Origin of the sequence: Massilia sp. LXY-6, assembly GCF_051233485.1 — a bacterium.
GTDB lineage: Bacteria > Pseudomonadota > Gammaproteobacteria > Burkholderiales > Burkholderiaceae_D > Telluria.
The window spans coordinates 65,035-87,079 of record NZ_JBKFGF010000015.1; the positions used below are offsets into that span (position 1 = coordinate 65,035).

The 22,045-nt window shown below is 67.4% G+C and carries 24 protein-coding genes; 13 read left to right on the forward strand and 11 right to left on the reverse strand.

Features of this window, described 5'->3' with window-relative positions; genetic code table 11:
• Positions 1–71 precede the first annotated feature (71 nt).
• Positions 72–797 carry a fused MFS/spermidine synthase gene (locus ACI48D_RS07970; RefSeq protein ID WP_435570684.1) on the reverse strand — a complete coding sequence of 242 codons (726 nt, stop codon included), beginning with the start codon at positions 795–797 and terminating at the stop codon, positions 72–74.
• Positions 798–897: 100 nt separating this feature from the next.
• On the opposite strand from ACI48D_RS07970, the gene ACI48D_RS07975 reads away from it, so the two are divergent.
• From ACI48D_RS07975 to ACI48D_RS07990, 4 genes are all read left to right on the forward strand, one after another.
• Positions 898–1,173, forward strand: coding sequence for a hypothetical protein (locus ACI48D_RS07975; protein ID WP_435570685.1), 276 nt, complete (start codon positions 898–900; stop codon positions 1,171–1,173).
• An 8-nt stretch (positions 1,174–1,181) separates the two neighbouring features.
• Positions 1,182–2,354 (forward strand): diguanylate cyclase, encoded by a 1,173-nt coding sequence (locus ACI48D_RS07980; RefSeq protein WP_435570686.1) that lies wholly within the window; start codon positions 1,182–1,184, stop codon positions 2,352–2,354.
• Between the two features lie 98 nt (positions 2,355–2,452).
• Positions 2,453–3,394: a Ppx/GppA phosphatase family protein gene (locus tag ACI48D_RS07985; protein WP_435570687.1), complete on the forward strand. Its 942-nt coding sequence runs from the start codon at positions 2,453–2,455 to the stop codon at positions 3,392–3,394.
• An 84-nt stretch (positions 3,395–3,478) separates the two neighbouring features.
• The gene (locus ACI48D_RS07990) at positions 3,479–4,114 is read left to right on the forward strand and encodes a hypothetical protein (RefSeq protein WP_435570688.1); all 636 of its coding nucleotides are present in this window, start codon (positions 3,479–3,481) and stop codon (positions 4,112–4,114) included.
• A 67-nt stretch (positions 4,115–4,181) separates the two neighbouring features.
• On the opposite strand, the gene ACI48D_RS07995 is transcribed toward ACI48D_RS07990, so the two are convergent.
• Together ACI48D_RS07995 and ACI48D_RS08000 are read right to left on the reverse strand one after the other, a co-directional pair.
• Entirely contained in the window at positions 4,182–4,496 is a 315-nt protein-coding gene (locus ACI48D_RS07995) for a hypothetical protein (protein ID WP_435570689.1), read from the reverse strand.
• A gap of 180 nt (positions 4,497–4,676) precedes the next feature.
• Positions 4,677–5,324 (reverse strand): ABC transporter ATP-binding protein, encoded by a 648-nt coding sequence (locus ACI48D_RS08000; RefSeq protein ID WP_435570690.1) that lies wholly within the window; start codon positions 5,322–5,324, stop codon positions 4,677–4,679.
• Positions 5,325–5,340: 16 nt separating this feature from the next.
• On the opposite strand from ACI48D_RS08000, the gene egtD reads away from it, so the two are divergent.
• The 4 genes from egtD to ACI48D_RS08020 are packed head-to-tail and all read left to right on the forward strand — an operon-like array spanning position 5,341 to position 9,431.
• Positions 5,341–6,426, forward strand: a complete 1,086-nt coding sequence (gene egtD / locus ACI48D_RS08005) for an L-histidine N(alpha)-methyltransferase (RefSeq protein WP_435570691.1) — start codon at positions 5,341–5,343, stop codon at positions 6,424–6,426.
• Positions 6,427–6,440: 14 nt separating this feature from the next.
• Positions 6,441–7,676, forward strand: a complete 1,236-nt coding sequence (egtB, locus tag ACI48D_RS08010; RefSeq protein ID WP_435570692.1) for an ergothioneine biosynthesis protein EgtB — start codon at positions 6,441–6,443, stop codon at positions 7,674–7,676.
• Complete coding sequence (locus ACI48D_RS08015; protein ID WP_435570693.1) at positions 7,673–8,608, forward strand: YihY/virulence factor BrkB family protein; 936 nt, start codon at positions 7,673–7,675, stop codon at positions 8,606–8,608. Before egtB ends, ACI48D_RS08015 begins: the two co-directional genes overlap by 4 nt.
• Before the next feature lie 37 nt (positions 8,609–8,645).
• A complete protein-coding gene (locus tag ACI48D_RS08020) occupies positions 8,646–9,431 on the forward strand; it encodes a YdcF family protein (protein WP_435570694.1) in 786 nt (261 codons plus the stop codon).
• 52 nt (positions 9,432–9,483) lie between these two features.
• Here ACI48D_RS08020 and ACI48D_RS08025 read toward each other — a convergent pair whose 3' ends face one another.
• Together ACI48D_RS08025 and leuA are read right to left on the reverse strand one after the other, a co-directional pair.
• Positions 9,484–10,350: a cupin-like domain-containing protein gene (locus ACI48D_RS08025; RefSeq protein WP_435570695.1), complete on the reverse strand. Its 867-nt coding sequence runs from the start codon at positions 10,348–10,350 to the stop codon at positions 9,484–9,486.
• Entirely contained in the window at positions 10,350–12,050 is a 1,701-nt protein-coding gene (leuA, locus tag ACI48D_RS08030) for a 2-isopropylmalate synthase (protein ID WP_435570696.1), read from the reverse strand. The genes ACI48D_RS08025 and leuA overlap by 1 nt, the downstream gene beginning before the upstream one ends.
• 531 nt (positions 12,051–12,581) lie before the next feature.
• On the opposite strand from leuA, the gene ACI48D_RS08035 reads away from it, so the two are divergent.
• Positions 12,582–12,770: a hypothetical protein gene (locus tag ACI48D_RS08035; RefSeq protein ID WP_435570697.1), complete on the forward strand. Its 189-nt coding sequence runs from the start codon at positions 12,582–12,584 to the stop codon at positions 12,768–12,770.
• A 19-nt stretch (positions 12,771–12,789) separates the two neighbouring features.
• A complete protein-coding gene (locus tag ACI48D_RS08040) occupies positions 12,790–13,434 on the forward strand; it encodes a DUF1906 domain-containing protein (protein WP_435570698.1) in 645 nt (214 codons plus the stop codon).
• Between the two features lies 1 nt (position 13,435).
• Here the strand turns inward: ACI48D_RS08040 and ACI48D_RS08045 are convergent, their stop codons facing one another.
• Genes ACI48D_RS08045 through senB form a run of 3 tightly spaced genes read right to left on the reverse strand, consistent with a single transcriptional unit; the run spans position 13,436 to position 15,638 of the window.
• Positions 13,436–13,594, reverse strand: a complete 159-nt coding sequence (locus ACI48D_RS08045) for a hypothetical protein (protein WP_435570699.1) — start codon at positions 13,592–13,594, stop codon at positions 13,436–13,438.
• 18 nt (positions 13,595–13,612) lie between these two features.
• Positions 13,613–14,665, reverse strand: a complete 1,053-nt coding sequence (gene selD / locus ACI48D_RS08050; protein WP_435570700.1) for a selenide, water dikinase SelD — start codon at positions 14,663–14,665, stop codon at positions 13,613–13,615.
• A 10-nt stretch (positions 14,666–14,675) separates the two neighbouring features.
• Positions 14,676–15,638, reverse strand: coding sequence for a selenoneine biosynthesis selenosugar synthase SenB (gene senB, locus ACI48D_RS08055; protein ID WP_435570701.1), 963 nt, complete (start codon positions 15,636–15,638; stop codon positions 14,676–14,678).
• Between the two features lie 43 nt (positions 15,639–15,681).
• Between senB and senA the strand changes: the two genes are divergently transcribed.
• Entirely contained in the window at positions 15,682–16,881 is a 1,200-nt protein-coding gene (gene senA / locus ACI48D_RS08060; protein ID WP_435570702.1) for a selenoneine synthase SenA, read from the forward strand.
• A 64-nt stretch (positions 16,882–16,945) separates the two neighbouring features.
• Here the strand turns inward: senA and ACI48D_RS08065 are convergent, their stop codons facing one another.
• On the reverse strand, positions 16,946–18,451 hold the full coding sequence (locus ACI48D_RS08065) for a DEAD/DEAH box helicase (protein WP_435570703.1): 1,506 nt from the start codon (positions 18,449–18,451) through the stop codon (positions 16,946–16,948).
• A gap of 392 nt (positions 18,452–18,843) precedes the next feature.
• A complete protein-coding gene (locus tag ACI48D_RS08070; RefSeq protein WP_435570704.1) occupies positions 18,844–20,214 on the reverse strand; it encodes a transglycosylase SLT domain-containing protein in 1,371 nt (456 codons plus the stop codon).
• A 437-nt stretch (positions 20,215–20,651) separates the two neighbouring features.
• Here ACI48D_RS08070 and ACI48D_RS08075 point away from each other — a divergent pair, with 437 nt between their 5' ends.
• Positions 20,652–21,221: a DUF1415 domain-containing protein gene (locus ACI48D_RS08075; RefSeq protein WP_435570705.1), complete on the forward strand. Its 570-nt coding sequence runs from the start codon at positions 20,652–20,654 to the stop codon at positions 21,219–21,221.
• Positions 21,202–21,414 (forward strand): DUF1289 domain-containing protein, encoded by a 213-nt coding sequence (locus tag ACI48D_RS08080; RefSeq protein WP_435570706.1) that lies wholly within the window; start codon positions 21,202–21,204, stop codon positions 21,412–21,414. Before ACI48D_RS08075 ends, ACI48D_RS08080 begins: the two co-directional genes overlap by 20 nt.
• A 90-nt stretch (positions 21,415–21,504) precedes the next feature.
• Here the strand turns inward: ACI48D_RS08080 and ACI48D_RS08085 are convergent, their stop codons facing one another.
• A complete protein-coding gene (locus ACI48D_RS08085; RefSeq protein WP_435570707.1) occupies positions 21,505–22,011 on the reverse strand; it encodes a DUF1993 domain-containing protein in 507 nt (168 codons plus the stop codon).
• Between the last annotated feature and the right edge of the window lie 34 nt (positions 22,012–22,045).

Genomic DNA, 22,045 nt, shown 5'->3' on the forward strand with positions numbered 1-22,045 from the left:
GTTTGTCACACAAGCGGTTGTTTCCGCAAACAAATTGTTATGCTCAAGCAGGCAAGTGGGCGCAGGTGTGGCTAGGCAAAAACAGAGCGCCATGCAATCCGGGCAAGAATCAGGCGCACGCACAGCCGGTTCAGGCATTCCAGCCGCAGAGCCGGCAGCCGCCGCGCCGCGCGGCCCTGGGTGGCGGCGCCCGCGAACACGATGCGGTTGTTGCCGGCTACCTTGTCGAGCCGACAAGTGTGGCCGCCGAAGGCACGCTCCAATGCATCGAGCACCGCGTCGTGGCGCGGGTCGTAGCTGAACACGTTCACCACCAGCACCCCGTCCGGCGCCAGACGCCGCCGGCAATCCTCGTAGAAGGCGCGGCTGGACAGGGCAGGAGGCAGCCCGGCCTCGTCGAAGCCGTCGGCCACGATGACGTCGAAGCCGGCATCGCCGGCACCGGCCATCCATGTGGCGGCGTCGGCGTGGATGACGCGGAAGCGGTCGTCGTCGGGCGGCACCAGGAACTGCTCGCGCAGCGCGATCACGTCGGCGCGCAGCTCGAGCACGGTGATCCGGCTGGCGGGAAAGTGGCGGTGGCAGAACCTGGCCATCGAGCCGCCGCCCAGCCCGACCAGCAGGATGTGGCGCGGACGCGGCACCAGCACGGCAAAGCACATCATGGCGCGCGCGTAGGCCAGCACCAGCGCGCTCGGGCGCGACAGCCGCATTGCGCTCTGGATGTCGCCGGGCGTGAACTCCAGGGTGCGGCGGCCGCCTTCGGTACGCACCAGCGGCTTCGGTCGATTCGGCATGGCCCGAGTATACGACGATGAGTAGCGCGGCGAAACGGTCCGGCTTGTTGCAGAGGATAAGTTTCTGATAAGCTGGCCGCCGCAGCCTGACGGAGACCGCATGTTCCTCGACCATCCCACCATCACCGCCACCAACAGCCAGACGGAGCCCGACCGCATCGAGCGGCTCGACCGCGTCTACGGCTATGCGATGGCGCTGGCCGACACGGATGGCGACGCGGGCTTCGTCGAGAAGCTGACCCAGATCCACGACCACAAGGGTACCCTGATCGTATTCTGGCAAGCAGCCCCGAGCGAGACCCAGATGCGCTACTGGGCGAACGCCTGGTCCAGCAAGGTCGGCGACGGCACCACCGCCGTGGTCCACGAATTCTGAAGGTGCCCATGGATTCCACCACCATCGTCCTCGCCCTGGCGCTCGGCAACCTGGCGATCTGCGCCGCCTTGTTCTTCTTCGAACATGGGGACGGGCGCTTCGCGGCCCTGTCGACCTGGGGCCGGTCGCGCCAGATGCAGGCGGCCGGCTGGCTGCTGCTGGCGATCGGCGCGTCCGGCGTGGTGCCCGAGCGGCTGGCGCTGCCGGTGGCCTACGGCCTGGTGATCGCCGGGGTGGCCTGGGAAGCCGGCGCGCTGTGGGAACGCGCGGGCGCGGGCCGCTGGCGCAGCGTCACCGCCCCGGCGCTGGGGCTGGCGGTCGCCGCCTTCCTGCTGTGCTTCTGGATCGACGAGATCGGCCTGCGCGCGCTGGCGGCCTCGCTGATCCTCGGAAGCTTCTATTTATCGGCCGCCGCCGCCCTCGCGCGCGGCTGGCGCGCGGCATCGATGCTGCGCCGCTTCCTGGCGCTGGCGACCGCGCTGCTGGCCGTGGTGGTCGGCGTACGCGGCGCCCTGGTGCTGCTGGCGCCGTCAGGCTGGGGCTGGATGAGCAACGAACTGCTGCGCCAGCTGTATTCCGGCGCGCTCTACCTGCTGATGCTGCTGGGCGGCTTCGGCTGGCTGCTGCTGGGCCGCGAGGGCCTGCAGGACGAGCTGGCGCGCCTGGAAGTGGTCGACGCGCTGGTGGACGTCGCCAACCGGCGCGGCTTCTTCCAGGCGCTGGCGCCGTGGATGGCGCTGGCGCGCCGCCCCGGTCCACCGACCGCGCTGGTGCTGTTCGACCTCGACCAGTTCAAGCGCGTCAACGACAGCTACGGCCACCCGGCCGGCGACGCCGCGCTGCGCACTCTGGTCGACGTCTGCAAGCGCCAGCTGCGCGACAGCGACCAGCTGGGCCGCCTGGTCGGCGTCGAATTCGCGATCCTGCTGCCGCGCACCGGCGTGGACGACGCCGCCATGGTCGCCGAGCGCATGCGCGCGGCAATCGCCGCCACGCCGGTCAAGCTTGATCGTGCCATGATCACGCTGAGCGCCAGCTTCGGCGTGACCACGATCCGCGCGGACGACAGCAGCGTGACGCTGCTGGCGCGCGCCGACGAAGCCCTGCGCGCCGCCAAGCAGGCCGGCCGCAACCGTGTCGAGCTGGCGCCGCCGGCGCCGGCGGTTCCCGCCGAGGCCTGAGCGATGCCGGATGCCGGCCGGCGCTGTCATGGAAGCGTCATCCGGGCCCATTACTCTTAGCTGATGATTGTTGCGTCGTTTAACTTGCTGGAGCTTCCATGAACGAGCATTTTCCCGACCCATCCGCGCCGACCTACGCCGCCCTGGTGCTCGGCTCGGACAGTTTCCGCCTGCTCGTGGCCAGCTACCGCGACGGCGTCCCGGTGATGCTGGACGGCGAGCACGTGCCGCTGCGCCTAGCCGCCGGCCTCGACGCCAGCGGCTGCCTGAGTCAGGACGCCATGCGCGACGCGCTGGCATGCGTGGCGCGCCTGCGCGAGCGCCTGCGCGCGCATCCGCTGGCGGCCGTACGCGCGGTCGCCACCTCGACCCTGCGCATGGCGCGCAACGCCCACCTGTTCCTGCCGGCCGCCCAGCAGACTCTCGGCCATGAGCTGCGGGTGCTGTCCGGCGAGGAGGAGGCCATGCTGACCTGCCTGGGCGTGGCCGGCACCGCGCCCGCCGGCGCGCGCGCGCTGGTGCTGAGCATCGGCGGCGGCTCGACCCAGTTTGCGCTGGGTCAGGGTACCTGCGTCAAGCGCGCCGGTTCGGTCGCGCTGGGGACTGTGCGCCAGGCCCTGAGTTTCTTCGGCAACGGCCGCATCGACGCGGTATCGTTCGCGGCCGCCATCGCCTCGGCACGGGTACGCATGGCCGACCATGCGGCCGACTACGGGCCGGGCACGCGCGACTGCGTGTACGGCGCGTCCGGCACGATCCATACCCTGGCCCGGCTGGCACGCGACAACGGCGCCGGCCCCGGCGGCATCGACCGCGCCGGCCTCGAGCTGCTCGGCACCCGCGTGCTCGAGCACGCCCGCGGCGGGCGGCCGCTGGCCGGACTCGGGCGCCTGCTGGTGCGCGATGTCGCCGCCGCGCTGGCAATCCTGATCGCGCTGATGGAGGAGCTGGAGATCGGCACGTTGCTGAAGGCCGACGCCGGCCTGCGCCACGGCCTGCTGCACGACCTGCACCACCGGCGCCAGGCGCTGCCCGCCTGAGTCTTGAGCTCGCGCACGTGCCGTCCTTCCGGAGCGGCGCCAAATCGACTATATTGTTTGGTTTGTTTGACGATGGAGCACGGAATGGCGAAGACATCAGCCGCCGGCGGCGCCGCAAAAACCGCGCGCGCGAAAGCAATAGGGGCGGAGACGGCGCCAGGCAGGCCGGCCAGGGGGGCGGCCGCCAAGGCCGCGCCAAGCGTGAAGGCCGCGAAGACCACGGCCGCCAAGGCAGCCGCCAAGCCCGCGAGGACGGTGGCAGCCAAGACCGCCGTGCGCAAGCCGGCCGCTGCGCAGGCCGTCAGGCCGGCGGCGAAGAAGCCGGTCGCGGCGAAGCCGCTGCCCGTGAAGAGCGCCGCCAAGGCAGCCGCCAAGGCAGCCGCCAAGGCGGCCACCAGCGCGGCCACCAGCGCGGCGGCAAAGGCGCCCGCGAAGCCGATTGCGAAAGCACGCGCCGGCCGCGCAGCCGGCATCGCGCGGCCGGAAGCCGCGCCGCAGGCACGGCCCGCCCTGGTACGCGACAGCTTTACCATGCCCGAGCAGGAATACGCCGTGCTCGGCGCCGTCAAGCAGGCCTGCCTGAAGGCCGGCTTCGAGGTCAAGAAGAGCGAACTCCTGCGCATTGGCGTTGCCCTGCTCGGCCAGCTCGACGCGGCAAGCCTGCGAGCGCTGCTCGGCAGCCTGCCTCAGCTGAAGACGGGGCGCCCGCCCGCAGGGTAGGGCGCTCCGGGGCCGCGGCCCGGCGGCGTCATGCCGCACGGACCGGCTGCCTTGCGCGGCCGCGCGCTCAGTGCGTCGTGCGTCCCAGCGGCGCGTGTGCGCGCGCCTCGGCCGTGAGCTCCTTCAGCTCGCGGATCGGGATATTCGACTTCTCGTGCATCCTCAGCAGGATGGTGGCGCCCACGTTCAGCTTGCGGTGCCGGATCTTGCTGATGATGGGCGGCTGCACTTCGAGGACGCGGCACAGTTCCGCGTCGTTTTTCAGCTGCATTCGCTGGATCAGGGTGTCGAGCAAGGGGTTGGGGACGAAGCTCGACGGCTCCATGGCCCGGGCCCGGTGCATTGCCTCGAGCAGCTCCTGTTTTTTCTGTCGTACGCTCATGAACTTCCTCCGTAATGGATGAACATTCAAGACACACACCGACTGTTTTGGAGAGTTTGCCCGACCGTAATTGTGCTGGCTTATGCTGGGTGGGTTTGTTGGAATGCTACTACAACTTTGACAATTTTGACGCACTGTTCATGAATAAAAGTTTATAAATTCCGCCTTTCTGCGCGGAACTTACATTAATTTCAGTCCGGAACGTGTCAGTACGAGGACGCGGTCGGCCATGGCGGCGGCGGCGTCCGAGTGGGTCACCATGATGGCGCCGGCGCCGCTCTGCCGGATCTCGTCGCGCAGCAGGTGCAGGATGCCGTCCGCCGTCTCCGGATCGAGGTTGCCGGTCGGCTCGTCGGCCAGCAGCAGGGCGGGGCGGTGCACCAGCGCGCGCGCGATCGCCACCCGCTGCAGCTCGCCGCCGGACAGCTGGCGCGGGAAGTCGGCCCCGCGCCCCTGCAGGCCGACGGCATCCAGCATGGCCCGCGCGCGGCCGGTATCCAGGCGGCCGTTCAGCAGCAGCGGCAGGGCCACGTTCTGTTCCAGCGTCAGGTGCGGCAGCACGTGGAAGGCCTGGAAGATGAAGCCCATGCGGCTGCGGCGCAGCCGGGTGGCGGCATCGTCGTCGAGCGCCGACATCGGCACGCCGTCGACCACCACTTGGCCGCTGTCGGGCGCGTCCAGGCCGGCGATCAGGTTCAGCAGGGTGGATTTGCCGACCCCCGATTCCCCCATCACGGCGACGAATTCGCCGGCTGCGAAACGGTGCGAAAGATGGGCCAGCACTTTACGGCCGCCGTAGGATTTGGTGAGGTCGACGAGTTCGAGCATAGACCGCTACTTTAGCATGCGTCGGTCCGGACCCAATTCGCGTATGATGGAAAGAACGTCAACATCCCGGGACCCACCGATGCTGAACCATCCGACGCTGGACGATCCGACCGATGCGCCCGACCTGGCCGCCGCCGATACGCACCTCGAGGCCTCGGCCGAGACCCTGCGGCTGCGGGCCGAGCTGGATGCCGGCCTGCGCGCGCCCGATGCCTGCATCTCGCCCAAGTTCCTGTACGACGCGCTCGGCTCCAAGCTGTTCGAGGCGATCTGCGAATTGCCCGAGTACTACCCGACCCGCACCGAAGCGGCGATCTTCGCGCGCCACGGCGGCGCGATCGCGCGCGCGGTCGGCACCGGCGCAACGCTGATCGACCTCGGCGCCGGCAACTGCGCCAAGGCGGCGCGCCTGTTTCCGCTGCTGCATCCGGCCCAGTACGTCCCGGTCGACATCTCGGCCGACTTCCTGCAGGACGCCGTCGAGCGCCTGCGGCAGCGCTTCCGCCACATCGAGATGAACGCCCTCGGCATGGACTTCTCGGGCGGCGACTGGCGGCTGCCGGACGTGGTGCGCCACGAGCGCCGGCTGTTCTTCTATCCGGGTTCTTCGATCGGCAACTTCACGCCGGACGAGGCGCTGGCCTTCCTGCGCCGCGTGCGTGCCCAGTGCGGTGCGGACGGCGGCATCCTGATCGGCATCGACCTGGCCAAGGAGCGCGCGGTGCTGGACGCCGCCTACGACGACGCCCTGGGCGTCACGGCCGCCTTCAACCTGAACGTGCTGCGCCACGCCAACCGCCTGCTCGGCGCCGACTTCGACATCCGCGCCTGGCGCCACCACGGCTTCTACAACGAGCGCATGGGGCGGGTCGAGATGCACCTGGAAGCCCGGGCCGCGCAGCAGGTCAGCTGGCATGGTGCCAGCCGGCGCTTCGAGGCCGGCGAGTGCATCCACACCGAAAACAGCTACAAATACCGTCCGAGCGCGGCCGTCGGCCTGCTGGAGCAGGCCGGCTTCGCCGCCGCCGGGGTCTGGACCGACGAACGCGGCTGGTTCGCGGTGATCCACGCGCGCGCGATCCCGCCCGGAGCCATGCACTGAGCCGGGAGGAAGCCATGGGAGAGAACGAACACCGCCAGGCCCGCGAATTCGAGCAGGTGCGCCAGCGCTCGGTGCACCTGGCCGAGCCGCTGTCGCGTGAGGATTGCTGCGCGCAGTCGATGCCGGACGCCAGCCCCGTGAAATGGCACCTGGCGCATACCACCTGGTTCTTCGAAACCTTTATCCTGGAGCCGCGCGAGCGGCACTACCGGCCCTTTCATCCGGCCTTCCGGGTGCTGTTCAATTCCTACTACAACGGCGTCGGCGACAAGCACCCGCGCTCCCGGCGCGGCCTGCTCACGCGCCCCGCCTTCGACGAGGTGCTGGCCTGGCGCCGCGACGTCGATGCGCGCATCGGGCGCCTGCTGCAGGACGCGCCGCAGGACGGCACATCTTCCGGCGAGCTGGCGGCGCTGGTGGAGCTCGGCATGCAGCACGAGCAGCAGCACCAGGAACTGATCCTCACCGACCTGAAACACCTGCTGGCGCAGAACCCGCTGTATCCGGCCTATCTCGATTCGCCGCTGCCTGAATCCTGTCCGGCGGGCCAGCTGGCCTGGCTGGACTTCGAGGGCGGCCTGGCCGAGATCGGCCACCGCGGCACCGGCTTCTGCTTCGACAACGAGCTGCCGCGCCACCGCGCGTACGTGGCGCCGTTCAAGCTGGCCTCGCGTCTGGTGACCAACGGCGAGTACCTGGAATTCGTCGACGCCGGCGGCTACCGCGACCCGGCCCTGTGGTTGTCCGATGGCTGGGATTGGGTCTGCAGCGGCGGGATCGGCGAGCCGCTCTACTGGCGCAAACAGGGCGGCCAGTGGATGGAATTCACGCTGCACGGACGCCAAGCGCTCGATCCGGCGCGCCCCGTCACCCACGTCTCGCTGTACGAAGCCGATGCCTACGCGCGCTGGCGCGGCGCCCGGCTGCCGACCGAGGCCGAATGGGAATTCGCGGCGCGCGACGTCGCGATCTCCTGCGGCGACCTGCATCCGCGCGCGGCCGGCAGCGACGGCCTGGCGCAGATGTTCGGCGAATGCTGGCAGTGGACCGCCAGCAGCTATGCGCCATACCCCGGCTATGCGCCGGCGGCCGGCGCGCTGGGCGAGTACAACGGCAAGTTCATGGTCAACCAGTACGTGCTGCGCGGCTCCTCGTGCGCCACCCCGCACGGCCACGCGCGCGCCAGCTACCGCAACTTCTTCCCGGCAGGCAGCCGCTGGCAGTTCACCGGAATCAGGCTGGCCAGATGAAAGGCGCGCGCGGCCTGCGCCTGCGTCTCCTGAACCGGCGCGCGAATCTCTACATCCTCGGGCATCCGCTCGCCTTCACGCTGGGCGTCCTGAAAAGCTTCCGGGCCAACCAGGGCCTGCTGCTGGCCGGCGCCGTCGCCTATTACGCGCTGCTCTCGATCGTGCCCTTCCTGATCCTGGTGGTGGTGGTGCTGTCGCACTTCCTCGACGAGGCCGAGCTGCTGCTGACCCTGCGCCGCTACCTCGAACTGCTGGTGCCCGGCCAGTCGGCTTCGATCGTGGCCGAGGTCGCGCACTTCCTGGACGCACGCGACGTGATCACCTGGGTGCTGGCGGCCACCATGCTGTTCTTCAGTTCCTTCGCCTTCACGGTGCTGGAAAATGCGATGAGCGTAATCTTCGTGCACCGCGTCGCCGTGCGCCGCCGCCACTTCCTGGTGTCGGCGCTGCTGCCTTACTGTTACATCCTGGCGCTCGGTTTCGGCAGCATGATCGTGACCCTGGTGGCCGGCACGCTGCAGGTGATCGGCACCGAGAGCGTCAACCTGTTCGGCTACAGCTGGTCGCTGCATGGCGTGTCCGGCGCCTTGCTGTACCTGCTCGGCCTGGCCGGCGAGATCCTGGTGCTGACCTCGATCTACCTCGTCATGCCGGTGGGCCGGCTGTCGCTGTCGCATGCGCTGGTGGGCGGCGTCACCGCGGCGCTGCTGTGGGAAGTCGCGCGGCATGTGCTGGTGTGGTACTTCTCGACGCTGTCCAAGGTGAACGTGGTGTACGGCTCGATGAGCACCGCCATCGTGGTCATGTTCAGCCTGGAGATCGGGGCGGCCTTGCTGCTGTTCGGGGCGCAGGTGATTGCCGAGTACGAGCGGGTCGGGCAGGGCGGAACCAGCGGGGACACCAAGAAGATGGAAACGCGGCCGCCGGAGTGATCTTCCTCGAACCGAAACCACCAACGACCCTGCATCGATGCTCGACCTGCTCAACGCGATCCCGCGCGACCTCATCCTTCCTCCAGCCAACCTGTTCCTGCTGATCCTTATCGGCCTGCTTGTGTGGCGCCGCTGGCCACGCGCCGGGCGCATCGTCGCCGCAACGGGGCTGGCGGCACTGGCCTTCCTGTCCACGAATGCGGGCGCATCGTTCCTGGTCCGGCCGTTGGAAGGCATGACGTCGCCGCTGCCGGCGCCCGAGCGGGCTGGTGCGCAGGCGATCGTGGTGCTGGCGGCCGGACGCCTGCAGCACGCGCCCGAATACGGAGGCCGCGACATTCCCGACTACCTTGCCCTGGCGCGGCTGCGTTACGCGGCGCACCTGCAGCGCCGCACCGGACTGCCGGTCCTCGTCAGCGGCGGCACGGGAACCAAGGGCACGCATTCGGGCGCGAATGGCCGCGCGTATGCATTGGCCGATGCGATGGCCGCGGCGCTGCGCGAGGACTTCGGCGTGCCGGTCAAGTGGCTGGAATCGCGCTCGCACGACACCGCCGAAAACGCGGCCTACAGCGCCGACATATTGCACCAGGACGGTATCCGGCGCATCCTCCTCGTAACCGATGCGATGCACATGCCGAGGGCACGCCTCGCGTTCGAGCGCGCAGGGCTGGAGGTGGTCGACGCACCGACCATGTTCTTCGGCGACCAGGCGCGCTCGCCTGGCGCCTGGGTGCCCAGCGCCGAGGGAATGCGGCGTTCCTGGTATGCGCTGTATGAGCTGCTCGGCATGGCCTGGTATCGATTGCGCCTGGGTGCGTAAAGCCGGTGTGCGCGATCGCGCTGAACCAGTGATGGCCAGCTGCGGCGCTGGACTAGTCGCCGCCCTGCAGGGCCAGCGGCAAGGCCCGTGCCCAGCGATTGGCGGATAGGGAGAAGCTCAGCGCCCGTACCTGGTGGTACCACCCGGCCGGCACGTACAGCATGTCGCCGGGATGGACCACGACCTCGACGATGGCCGCCTGGCGTGCCAGCGGGAAGGCGTCGAAGTCCGGCGCTTCCGGATCGAAGGGTGAGCCGAACAGGACGGGGTTCGCTTCCCTGGTGTAGAGGAATGCGTCGTGGTGCGGCGGCGCCAGGAAGATGCGCTTGCTGCCCCGGATCTGGGCGAAGATGTTGTCGTCGTAGTCGCAGTGCAGCGGCGTTACGGTACGTGCCGGGCCGAGCCAGAAGCGCGGCGGTCCCATCTTGTCGAAATACGCGGGCCAGTGGCACATGCCGTTCAGTTCGCGCAATTCGAGGTTGCCGACGTAGGGCGGCAGGTCGCTGTCCGGCGACTCGCTCAGGTCGAGATACTCGCGCAGCAGCATGTCCCGCATCGCGCGGTCCGGCGCGAACGCGGTCGCCACGTAGTCGCCCACGCGCGCGCGTACCGGCACTTCGCCGAAGCGCTCGCGCAGTTCCTGCGGGGTCACGGTGCACAGGGGCCAGCGCCCGACCACGCCGCCGATCAGGAAGGGCAGGCCCGCGGCGGCGCGGGCGCGGAAGGCCGCGCTGTCGAGCCGGCCCAGGCGCGGCACTTCGGTGATGGTCGGCAGCGCGCGGGCGGCGCTGCGGATCGCATCGCGCATCGCCTGGATCGATTCGACCCCGCGCACCTGCGCGGCCTTCTGCTCGCGCCGGGCCGCCGGCTGCAGGTCCAGCCGGGGCGGCAAGCGTTTCGCGCTACTGCCTTCGCTCATCAGGCCGCGCGGGCGACCGGCTGCTGCTGCTGCTGCTGCCCGGCCATCGCGAGGTGGCGGTTCACCGCCGACAGCACGGCCTTGAACGAGGCGGTCAGGATATTGCTGTCGATGGCCGCGCCGAACAGGGTCGGGCCGTTCCCGACGCGCAGTTCGACGTAGCAGGCCGCCTTCGCATCGGCGCCCGAGCCGATCGCGTGCTCGTGGTAGTCCATCAGGCGGATGTCGAGGCCGACCGCATTCACGAAGGCGTCGATCGGGCCGTTGCCCTGCCCATTGTGATGACGGGTCGCGTGCTCATGCTCGACCGCGACGTCGATCTGCACGCGCTGTTCGCCTTCGCTGTCCTCGGCCATGCGGTGCGAGACGTAGCGGTAGGCCGGAGTGTCCTGCTCGAAGTATTCGCGCGCGAACAGGGCGTGGATGTCGGATGCCGCCACTTCGGTGCCGCTGGCGTCGGCGTGGCGCTGGACCACGCGCGAGAATTCGATCTGCAGGCGGCGCGGCAGCTCCAGGCCGTATTCCTGCTCGAGCAGGTAGGCCATGCCGCCCTTGCCGGACTGGCTGTTGACGCGGATGACGGCGTCGTAGCTGCGGCCCAGGTCGGCCGGGTCGATCGGCAGGTAGGGCACTTCCCAGATCGCGTCGGCCTTCTGCACCGCGAAGCCCTTCTTGATCGCGTCCTGGTGCGAGCCGGAGAAGGCCGTGAATACCAGATCGCCCACATACGGATGGCGCGGATGCACCGGGATCTGGTTGCACTCTTCGACCAGCTGGCGCACCGAGTCGATGTCGGAGAAGTCCAGGCCCGGGTGCACGCCCTGGGTGTACAGGTTGAGGGCCAGGGTCACCAGGTCGACGTTGCCGGTGCGTTCGCCGTTGCCGAACAGGCAGCCTTCGACGCGGTCGGCGCCGGCCATCATGCCCAGCTCGGCGGCCGCCACGGCGGTGCCGCGGTCATTGTGCGGGTGGACGCTGATGACCAGGCTGTCGCGGCGCTCCAGGTGGCGCGACATCCACTCGATCTGGTCGGCATAGACGTTCGGGGTGCTGGCCTCGACGGTCGAGGGCAGATTGACGATCAGCTTGTTCTGCGGCGTCGGCTGCCAGACTTCGCTGACGGCGTCGACGATGCGCTTCGAGAATTCCAGTTCGGTGGTCGAGAACGACTCCGGCGAATACTCCAGGCCCCACTGGGTTTCCGGGTGCTGGGCCACCAGTTCCTTGATCAGGCGCGTGCCGTTCACCGCGATCTGCACGATCTCGTCCTGGTCCATGCCGAACACCACGCGGCGGAACACCGGCGCCACGGAGTTGTAGACGTGGACGATGGCGCGCTTGGCGCCGATGCAGGAGTCCACCGTGCGGCGGATCAGCTCATCGCGCGCCTGGGTCAGCACGATGATGCTGACATCATCGGGGATGCGGTTTTCCTCGACCAGCTTGCGCACGAAGTCGAAGTCGGTCTGCGAGGCGGAAGGGAAGCCCACCTCGATCTCCTTGATCCCGATCTGGACCAGCTTCTCGAAGAAACGCAGCTTCTTTTCGGGGCTCATCGGCTCGATCAGTGCCTGGTTGCCGTCGCGCAAGTCGGTGCTCATCCAGACTGGCGGCTGGGTGATGACGCGGCTCGGCCACTGGCGGTCGGCCAGCTGGACGGCGGGGAAGGGACGGTATTTGGCGGCGGGGTTGGTCAACATGGCGGAGCTCCTGGTGTTTGCTGTATCTGGTATCTGCTGAATCTGGGACGAAAAACGGTGCCTGGGCACGGTGTGGCGCGGGCTGCCGGACGGGCCACGGAACGCTAGGCCCGGCAACCGGTCGGTAGCGATAGCGGTAGCGGCAGCGTTGCAGGGAATGGCAGCGCGGGTTCGCTGGCGGTCAGCTGGACAGCTCCGGCGATGGTGAAAACAGGTGTGAAGTCGGTGCTAAACATCGGTACAACTTTCCTTGGGCTACGGGTTCCGGCGGGAGAGCCGGGCGGACACAACGGCGTTTTACGCGCGTAGTAGCAGGCCTGCCGGCGATAGTGCGCCGGTCAGCGGTAGGGAAGTCGAAAGATGCAGTTGGGAGAACATTTCTTCACTCTATGTGAATTTTGTTCGGTCTGTCAAGCGTTTATTGGCTTGTCGTTTGGCTACCACGCAAGAGTTTCACAAAAGATTGTTGAGACCGATCAAACCCCGGGCTTGGGATGATGGCACATTACACGCTTCTTATCGGGGGATGTCATGAGTGAGGACCTGTTCCTTGGTTTTCCGATTGCCGTCGCGCTGGCCCTGGCCGCGTTGGTGCTGATCCTGCTGGGCCTGGTGCGCGTGCTGGCCGCGCTGGGCAAGCCGCCGACGCTGCGCAGCCCATGCGACGGACACGGCGACGATGCCGCCCACCCTGGCGAACCCGAGCGCCAGCTCCACTGAAGCTCATCCGGGAGGCAGCATGCCCGTACTGAACGGTCTGGACACGACCATCGAACTGACGCGCCACGCGCTGGCGCTGAAGGCCCAGGGATATGATTTCGCGCTGCGCTACTACAGCAACAACGGCGCCAAGAATCTGTCGCTGGGCGAGGCGCGCGCGCTGTCGGGCGCCGGCCTGCGGATCGGGGTGGTATGGGAGACGTCCGGCACCCATGCCGGCTTCTTCAGCCGCGCCCAGGGCCTGGCGGACGGCGCCCAGGCCTTCCGCATGGCCAGGGAAGTCATCGGCCAGCCCTTCGGCTCGGCCATCTATTTTGCGGTGGACTACGACCCGACCCAGGCCGATCTCGACGGTGTCATCAGCAATTACTTCACCGGCGTGCATGCGGCGCTGTACGTGGCCAACGAAGGCGAGCCTTCGTATCGGGTCGGGGTGTATGGGTCCGGGCTGTGCTGCGGCACGCTGGTCGAGCGCGGCCAAGCGAGCCTGAGCTGGCTGTCGCACTCGACCGCTTTCGCCGGCTCGCGCCAGTACGCCGAGCAAAAACGCTACGACCTGATCCAGATGCTGCCGGCGCGCATCCTGGGCGCGGACGGGATCGTGCTGAGCATCGATCCCGACGCTAGCCATCCGGAGAAGGACGCCGGGCTGTTCCTGGTCTGATTCACCAGGCCTTGTAGACCACGCCTTCCTTCATCACGAACTTCACCTGCTCGAGCTGGTGGATGTCGCAGCGGGTCGCCCACGACCGCGACGATGTCGGCGGCAAAGCCGGGTGCCACCTGGCCCAGGCGGGCCGGCCTTGTACAGCTTCTTCAGCCACGGGGAGTGTAACCCGCGCTCAGCGCACCGTCACGCGCGGCGCCCCTTCCGCCATCTGCCCGATGACGGCAGCCTCGCCGAAGCCTTCGCGCGCGAACAGGGCCAGCACCTCGTCGACGCTGTCCGGGTCGCAGGACACCAGCAGGCCGCCCGAGGTCTGCGGGTCGGTCAGCAGCACACGCTGGGTGTCGCCCACGCCGGCGCCGAGCTCGACGTCCTGGCCGTAGGCGTCCCAATTGCGGCCCGATGCGCCCGTGAAGTAGCCGTCATGCGCGAGCTGCTCGACACCCGGCAGCAGCGGGATGCGGTTCATCTCCAGCCGGGCCGTCAATGTGGCGCCGCGCGCCAGCTCCAGCAGGTGGCCCAGCAGGCCGAAGCCGGTAACGTCGGTCAGCGCGTGCACGCCCTCCAGTTCGGCCAGCGCCTTGCCCGGCTTGTTCAGCTTGGTGGTGTTGGCGATCATGGCCGCGTAGCCTTCGGCGTCCAGCTTGTCCTTCTTCAGCGCCGCCGACAGCACGCCCACGCCGAGCGGCTTGCCGAGGACCAGGACGTCACCCGCACGCGCATCGGCGTTGCGCTTGACCTTCGACGGATGCACCAGGCCCAGCACCACCAGGCCGTAGATCGGCTCGACCGAATCGATCGTGTGGCCGCCGGCGATCGGGATGCCGGCTTCCGCGCAGATCGATTCGCCGCCCTGGATGATCTTGCCGATGGTGTCGAGCGGCAGCTTGTTGACCGGCATGCCGACCAGGGCCAGCGCCATGATCGGCGTGCCGCCCATCGCGTACACGTCGGAGATCGCATTGGTGGCGGCGATGCGGCCGAAGTCGAACGGGTCGTCGACGATGGGCATGAAGAAGTCGGTGGTGGCGATCAGCGCCTGCTCGTCGTTCAGCTTGTAGACGGCGGCGTCGTCGGCCGTCTCGATCCCGACCATCAGTTCCTTCGGCACCGGGAAGCCGGTCGATTTCTTCAGGATCTCGGACAGCACGCCGGGCGCGATCTTGCAGCCGCAGCCGCCGCCGTGGGAAAAGGAGGTGAGTTTGATGGCTTGGTCAGGAGTGGTCATGGAAGGCTCGTCAAGGATTGCGTAAAAGTAGATTATCCACCAGGTCGAGCAGCGCCGCTCGTTCCCTGCCGGGCGCGAACAGCCGCCGCCGCGCCGCGCACTGGCGCAGCAGTTTTTCGCGGAAGCGCGTATCGATGGCGACACGGTCGACCAGCTGCGCCAGCGCGGCGGCGTCCCCGGGCGGGAACAGGCCGGCATAGTCCTCGCCCAGCATGCCGCGGTTGCCTTTGATGTCGGAGGCCAGCACCGGCACGCCGCTGGTGATCGCCTCGATGATCACGTTGGCGCCGCCCTCCATGCGCGAGCAGATCGCCATTGCGCGGCAGCGGCGTAGCAGGCGCCGGGCGGCCATGTGGGGCAGGGCGCCCAGCCAGCGGTAGCGCGGCTCTTCCAGCTGCGTCGCGCGGGCGGCTTGCCCGAGCGCCGGATCGAGCGCGCCGCCCACGTGCAGCATGCGCACCCCGGGCGCCGTCGCCAGGCGGCTCGCGCGCATGAAGGCGAGCGGATCTTTTTCTTCGCGCAGGTGGCCGATCATGGCGATGTCGCAGCCGCGCACCCGCGCCGGGCGCAGCGCGGGGGCCGACTGGTAGATGACGTGGACCTTGGCGCGTGCCGGCGGCGCCAGTTCGTCCAGCCCCCGCGGCTGCAGCACCACCAGGGCCTTTGCATGGGCGAGCGAGGCGCGCGCGGACTCATCCTCGTGGATGTCGCGGTACAGGTCGGTGCCGGTCAGGGTCAATATACTGGGGCGGCTCGGATGCGCCTCGGCGAAAGCGGCCAGGCTGGCTGCCGAGCGGCGCGCGTGCAGGGCGATCATCAGGTCGGGCGCGGCCTGGGCGCCGTCCCAGCCCTGCGCGATCGTCACCCGGCTGCGCGCGGCCAGGTGGCGCATCCAGCGGCTGGCGGTCTGCCAGTTGCCGTTGTTCTCGCGGGCGGAAGCGGGGCTGACGATGAGGATGTGGGGACGTGCCATCGGTTTTGGGGAGCTTCGGTGAAAACGATCGTAGAATGCCCGCATGGACCAACATGACCCATCGTTCCGGTACGCCGGACCAGACCGGATAGCAGACATGCTGCGGGATGCGCGGCATTATACGCTGGCGCTGTTCGACGCCCTCGAGGATGCCGGCTATGCCGATGCGGCGCGCCTGCCGCGCCTATCCATCATCAATCCGCCCCTGTGGGAGCTTGGCCATACGGCCTGGTTCGCCGAATGGTTCGTGCTGCGCGCGGCCAGCAGCAGCCGGCCCGGCGATGCCGACGGCCACAGCCTGCTGGCGCGCGGCGACGACTGGTTCGACTCGAACCTGGTGGCGCACCGCACCCGCTGGGCGCTCGACCTGCCCGGGCCGGGCGCGATCCGGACCTATTGCGACGAAGTGCTGGGGCGGATCCTGGAGCGCCTGGCCGCCGAGCCGGACGATGACGGAGCCCTGTATCCGTACCGCCTCGCGCTGGCGCACGAGGACATGCACGGCGAAGCCCTGCTGTACACGATGCAGACGCTGGGCGTGATGCCGAGGAGCGAGATGGTCGGGACCCTGCCGGCGCCGTTGCCGGCGGGGGAGATCGCGTTTGCAGGCGGCAGCTTCGTGCGCGGCGGCGACCAGGCGCAGGGCTTCGTGTTCGACAACGAGAAGGCGGCGGCAAGCTGCCGCGTGGCGCCGTTCGCGATCGACGCCGGGCTGGTGACGAATGCCCGTTACCTTGCCTTCGTCGAGGATGGCGGCTACCAGGATGGACGGTACTGGAGCGAAGCCGGCCGCGCTTGGCTGATGGACTCGGCGCGTGCGGCGCCGCGCTACTGGCGGCGCGACGGCGACGGACACTGGCAGCAGCTGCGCTTCGGCCGCCGCGTCGCGCTCGTGCCCGATGCGCCGGTGCGCCACCTGAGCCTGCACGAGGCCCAGGCTTACTGCCGCTGGGCGGGGCGGCGCCTGCCGCTGGAATCCGAGTGGGAGTTCGCGGCCGTATCCGGCCATCCGGATTTTGCCTGGGGCGGGCTGTGGGAGTGGACGGCCTCGCCCTTCCTGCCTTTCCCCGGCTTTGCGCCCGACCGCTACCTGGAATATTCGGCGCCGTGGTTCGGCAGCCGCCAGGTGCTGCGCGGCGCGTCCTTCGCGACCCCGGCACGGCTGCGCAGTCCGCACTTCCGGAATTTCTTCACGCCCGAGCGCGACGATATCTTCAGCGGATTCCGCACCTGCGCACCCTGAGAGCCCGGTTGGGACGAAAAAAAGGCTGCCGAAGCAGCCTTTCTTGACTCATGCAAGCGAACGATTAACGATCGCCGAAGGTGCGGCGGGCGTTGTCGGCCGAACGCGGGTGCGAACCGCGGTAGCCGCCTTCGCGCGGGGCGCTGTCGCGGCGCGGGCCGCCTTCGCGGTTGTAGCCACCCGCGGCAGCGGGACGGCCGGCTTCGCGGTTGAAGCCGCCTTCGCGCGGTGCGCTTTCGCTACGGAAGCCGCCTTCGCGCGGACCCGAGCCCGGCTTGTGGAAGCTGCGCTGGCCCGGCTTGCTGCCCGGACGGCCATCGCCCGGCTTCCAGCCCGGACGGGCGCCGGTGCGCGCCGGTGCGCTGCGCTTCGGCTCGAAGCCTTCCACCACGTCGACCGGGATGATCTGCTTGGTGAAGCGCTCGATGCGCTTGACGTTGATGCCTTCCGCGTGGTTCACCAGCGAGACGGCGATGCCGTTGCGGCCGGCGCGGCCAGTGCGGCCGATGCGGTGCACATAGTCTTCCGGGAACTTCGGCAGGTCGTAGTTCACCACGTGGGTGATGGTCGGCACGTCGATGCCGCGCGCGGCGACGTCGGTAGCGACCAGCACCTTCACCTGGCCGCGGCGCATGCTGTCCAGGGTGCGGTTGCGCGCGCCCTGGTGCATGTCGCCGTGCAGGGCGGCGGCCGCGAAGCCGGCGATGTTCAGGCGGTCGGCGATCATGTCGGCATCACGCTTGGTGGCGGTGAACACGACGGCCTGGTCGAGCGTTTCGTCGCGCAGCAGGTGGTCGAGCAGGCGGTTCTTATGCGACAGGTCGTCGACGAAGTGGACCTTCTGCACGATGTTCTCGTGGCGCTTGGTGCCGCTGGCGATCTGGATCACCATCGGATCCTTGGTGATGCGGCGGGCCATGTTGCCGACCACGCCGTCCAGGGTGGCCGAGAAAAGCATGGTTTGGCGCGAATCCGGGGTCGCGGCGACGATCTTCTCGATGTCTTCGATGAAGCCCATGTCGAGCATGCGGTCGGCTTCGTCCAGCACCAGGATCTCGAGCTGGGAGAAGTCGATCTTGCCGGACTCCATGTGATCGATCAGGCGGCCCGGGGTCGCGACCAGGATCTCAGGATTCTTCGCCAGCAGTTGCATTTGCTTCGGGTACGGCATGCCGCCCAGGATCGACACGGCGCGGATGCGGCGCATGAAGGCCGTGTACTGCTCGGTGGCGCTGGTGACCTGCAGGGCCAGTTCGCGGGTCGGGGTCAGGACCAGCATCTTCGGCTGGGCAGGCTTGAAACGGACGCGTTCGCCGCGGGCTTTCGCCGCCTGCGCTTCCTGCGCCGGGGTGCGAGCAGCCGGGGCCGCTTCCTGGTTGGCGAATTTGTTCAGGGCCGGCAGCATGAATGCCGCGGTCTTGCCCGAACCGGTTTGCGACGATACCAGCATATCGCGGCCCGCGATACCAGCCGGCACAGCCTGCTCCTGTACCGGGGTCGGCTTTTCATAGCCGGCAACCGACACTGCTTTGACGATGGACGTGTGTAAGCCTAGTGCTTCAAAACTCATTGTTTGGGTACTTTCGATAGATCTGTGGGCGTTTACGCATAGTTGCGGAAACGCAAAAATAGCAACGCGAACCAACAAAACGAAATGACTCGGAAACGAAAGAAATTTCGGCACAAAAGCTTTGCGCCGGGACGGTGCCAATGAAGACGGCACGCAGGGCGGGAGGGCTTTATGAAAAGGTATCTTCGAAGATACCTGGGCTTGCGAAGCTTGGTTTTGTACTGCTGATTTACTTCTGGTGCACTACCGCGGCGACTTGATCGCGAACGCGTTTTGCAACGCACAAACGACACTATACAGTAGTTTCGAAAAGCGTGCACGGCCTGCGCGAAACGTGCAGGCCGGCTGAGGTGCAGAAATTGCCGCAGTGCAGCAGCAAGCCGCTTGGGGGATCAGCGGTGCTTGCGGCCGTTGGCGTTCACCGACGGCTTGCTGCCGCGCGAGACGCGGCTCTTGATCTCGGCCATGGCGTTGGCGGCGCTGGCCTTGATGCGTTGGGCGCCGCTCAGCTTATGGCCCTTGCGCTTGCTCTCGCCGTGGTCGGCTTCGAGCGCGATCTGGGCGTTATCGACGATGTTCTCGGCGATATCCGAGGCCGTCGAGGTGCTGGTCTTCGGCACCAGGATGGTCGAGCCGGCCTTCAGGCGCATCTGCGGCGGGATGTTGTTGGCCTGGCGGATGACTTCGGGCGTGGTGCCGAACTTCGAGGCCAGCGAGGCGATCGTTTCCTTGGCGCCCGTGATCTTGTGCGTGGTCCAGGACGACAGCGCGTGGCCCCACTGCGCCAGGTTCAGGTGGAACTTTTCGGCGTTCTCTTTCGGCAGCAGGATCTTGGTCGATTCGCCCGTGATCACCGGCTTCTTGAACTGCGGGTTCAGGGCCTTGAATTCGTCGATCGACATCTCGGCCAGCTGGGCGGCCACGGCCAGGTCGATGTCCGACGTCTTGTCGACGGTGATGAAGTAGGGCTGGTTGTCGATGGCCGGCAGGCTCACGCCGTACTGGCCCGGGTTCGCGATGATGTTCTTGACCGCCTGCAGCTTCGGTACGTAGTTGCGGGTCTCGGCCGGCATCAGTTCGGCCAGACTCTCGAAGTCGGTCGGCTTGCCGGCCGCGCGGTTCTTTTGGATCGCCTTCTGGACATTGCCTTCGCCCCAGTTATACGCGGCCAGGGCCAGCTGCCAGTCGCCGAACATGGTGTACAGGCGCTGCAGGTAGGTCAGGGCGGCGTCGGTCGAGGCCAGCACGCCGCGGCGCTCGTCCTTGAACATGTTCTGCTTCAGGTTGAAGTCGCGGCCGGTGCCCGGCACGAACTGCCAGATGCCGGCGGCATCCGCGGTCGACAGCGCCTGCGGATTGAAGGCCGATTCGATCACCGGCAGCAGCGCCAGTTCGGTCGGCATGCCGCGCTTTTCGAGTTCCTGCACCACGTGGTACAGGTAGAGCGAGGCGCGGCCCGAGGTGCGCGCCAGGTACTCCGGGCGGCTGGCGTACCACTGGACGTGCTTCGCGACCAGGTTGTTGTCGACGTCCGGGATCGCATAGCCGCTGCGGATACGGGCCCACAGGTCCGGGTCCTTGTAGTCGTCGCCCTTGGCTGCGCTCAGGGATGCGGGCAGGGCCGGCTTGGCGCTTGCCGCGGCGCTGAAGCCGGGGGTGCTTTGCGTGATCGTGCTCGGGGCACTGTCGGCGGCATGGCTGATCGCGGGGGCCAACAGGATCGCGAGGGCCAGGGCTTGGGTGGTGCGAGTCGTTTCGTACATAGCTTTCCAGTGTTGCGTCCAGGAACGGTTAGGACTGACGAGTAAGGGGGCAGTGTAAGGACCAGTTAGCACGGTAGTCAAGGATTATGTAGACGCGGTTACAAATTTCTTTGGCTATTTATTTTGCTAACACATGCTTGTAATTTGACAATTTTGAAAGGAGTATGGCGATTTTTATGGAAATTCAAGAGCGCCGTTTCATCATAAAGTCGAATACCCCGGGGTGTATGATCGCAAGCCCGGCTGGATCCCATCTGCCAACCAAGGTTTTTTATGGTTACAAAAACAAGCCGAAAACGGCTCCGAAAACCTAATACCAGCGGCAAAAGCCGTGCTTGCCAAGTTACCCCGGCTTGCCAGTCCATCTATGAGGGCACGCAAAGTACGCGTACAATGCCTGCTCTGCGCGCCGGCGCGTTTGTAAACCTGGAAAGATCATGAGCACTGCCAACCTCAATGCGGACGATGACGAGATCGTCGCCGCCACCCGCCGCTGGCTGGAACGCGCCGTCATTGGCCTGAACCTGTGTCCGTTCGCGAAGGCGGTGTATGTGAAGGAGCAGGTGCGCTACGTGGTGTCGCCGGCCCGCAGTCCGGAAGAGCTGCTGGAAACCTTGATGAACGAGCTGCAGGACCTGGCCGACGCCGATCCCGAAAAGACCGACACGACCCTGCTGATCCATCCCTTCGTGCTGAACGATTTCCTCGACTTCAACGAATTCCTCGACGTGGCCGACGCCGCCGTGGAAGACATGTCGCTCGACGGCGAACTTCAAATCGCCAGCTTCCACCCGGACTACCAGTTCGCCGATACCGACCCGAACGACATCTCGAACTATACCAACCGGGCGCCCTACCCGATCCTGCAGCTGCTGCGCGAGGACAGCATCGACCGCGCCGTGGAAGCCTTCCCGGAGGCCGAAGAGATCTTCGAGAAAAATATCGAGACCATGGAACAGCTCGGCCACGAAGGCTGGGACAAGCTTGATGTCGGCCCGGCCCGCTGATCAGTCCCGGCCCTTGCCGGAGCGTCCGGACACGCCATGCGTGGCGGTCTGCTCGACCACCTTCGACGACATCTGCCGCGGCTGCGGCCGCACGGTGGTCGAGGTGGCGCACTGGGTGTCGATGAGCTCCGAGCAGAAGGAAGCAGTGTGGCAGCGGATACTTTCCCAAGGCTATCCGCGCCGCAACACCTGATCGATATCAAACCGGGGTCAGAGCCCGAATTTTGGAAAGATCCAGCGCGACATTTCCAAATTTCGGGCTCTGACCCCGGTTTGCGTTTGATTAAAAGCTGCCGATGAAGTCCCGCTTGCCGATCTCCAGCCCGTTATGGCGCAGGATGTCGTACGCGGTCGTCGCGTGGAAGTAAAAGTTCGGCAGCGCATAGTGCACCAGGTAGGGCTGGCCCTTGAACTGGCGCTGGTTGGCCCCCGTGCCGACCGTCACCTCGCGCTCGGCGCTGTCTTCGATCGCTTCGCGCGGCACGCTGTCGATGAAGGCCAGGGTCTTCGCGATACGCTCCTGCAGGCCGGCGAAGTCGGTTTCGACATCTTCATAGCGCGGCACCTCGACGCCGCCCAGGCGCGCCACCGTGCCCTTGGCAAAATCGGCCGCCACCTGCACCTGGCGCAGCAGCGGGAACATGTCCGGGAACAGGCGCGCCTGCAGCAGTGCCTGCGGCTCCAGCTTCTTCAGGTCGGCATGCGCCTCGGCCTTTTCCAGGATTGCCGCCAGGCTGCCCAGCACTTGCCGGAACACCGGCACGGATGCGGAATACATCGACAGGCTCATCGTTCCTTACTCCTCTCTATATTAAGTAGACACG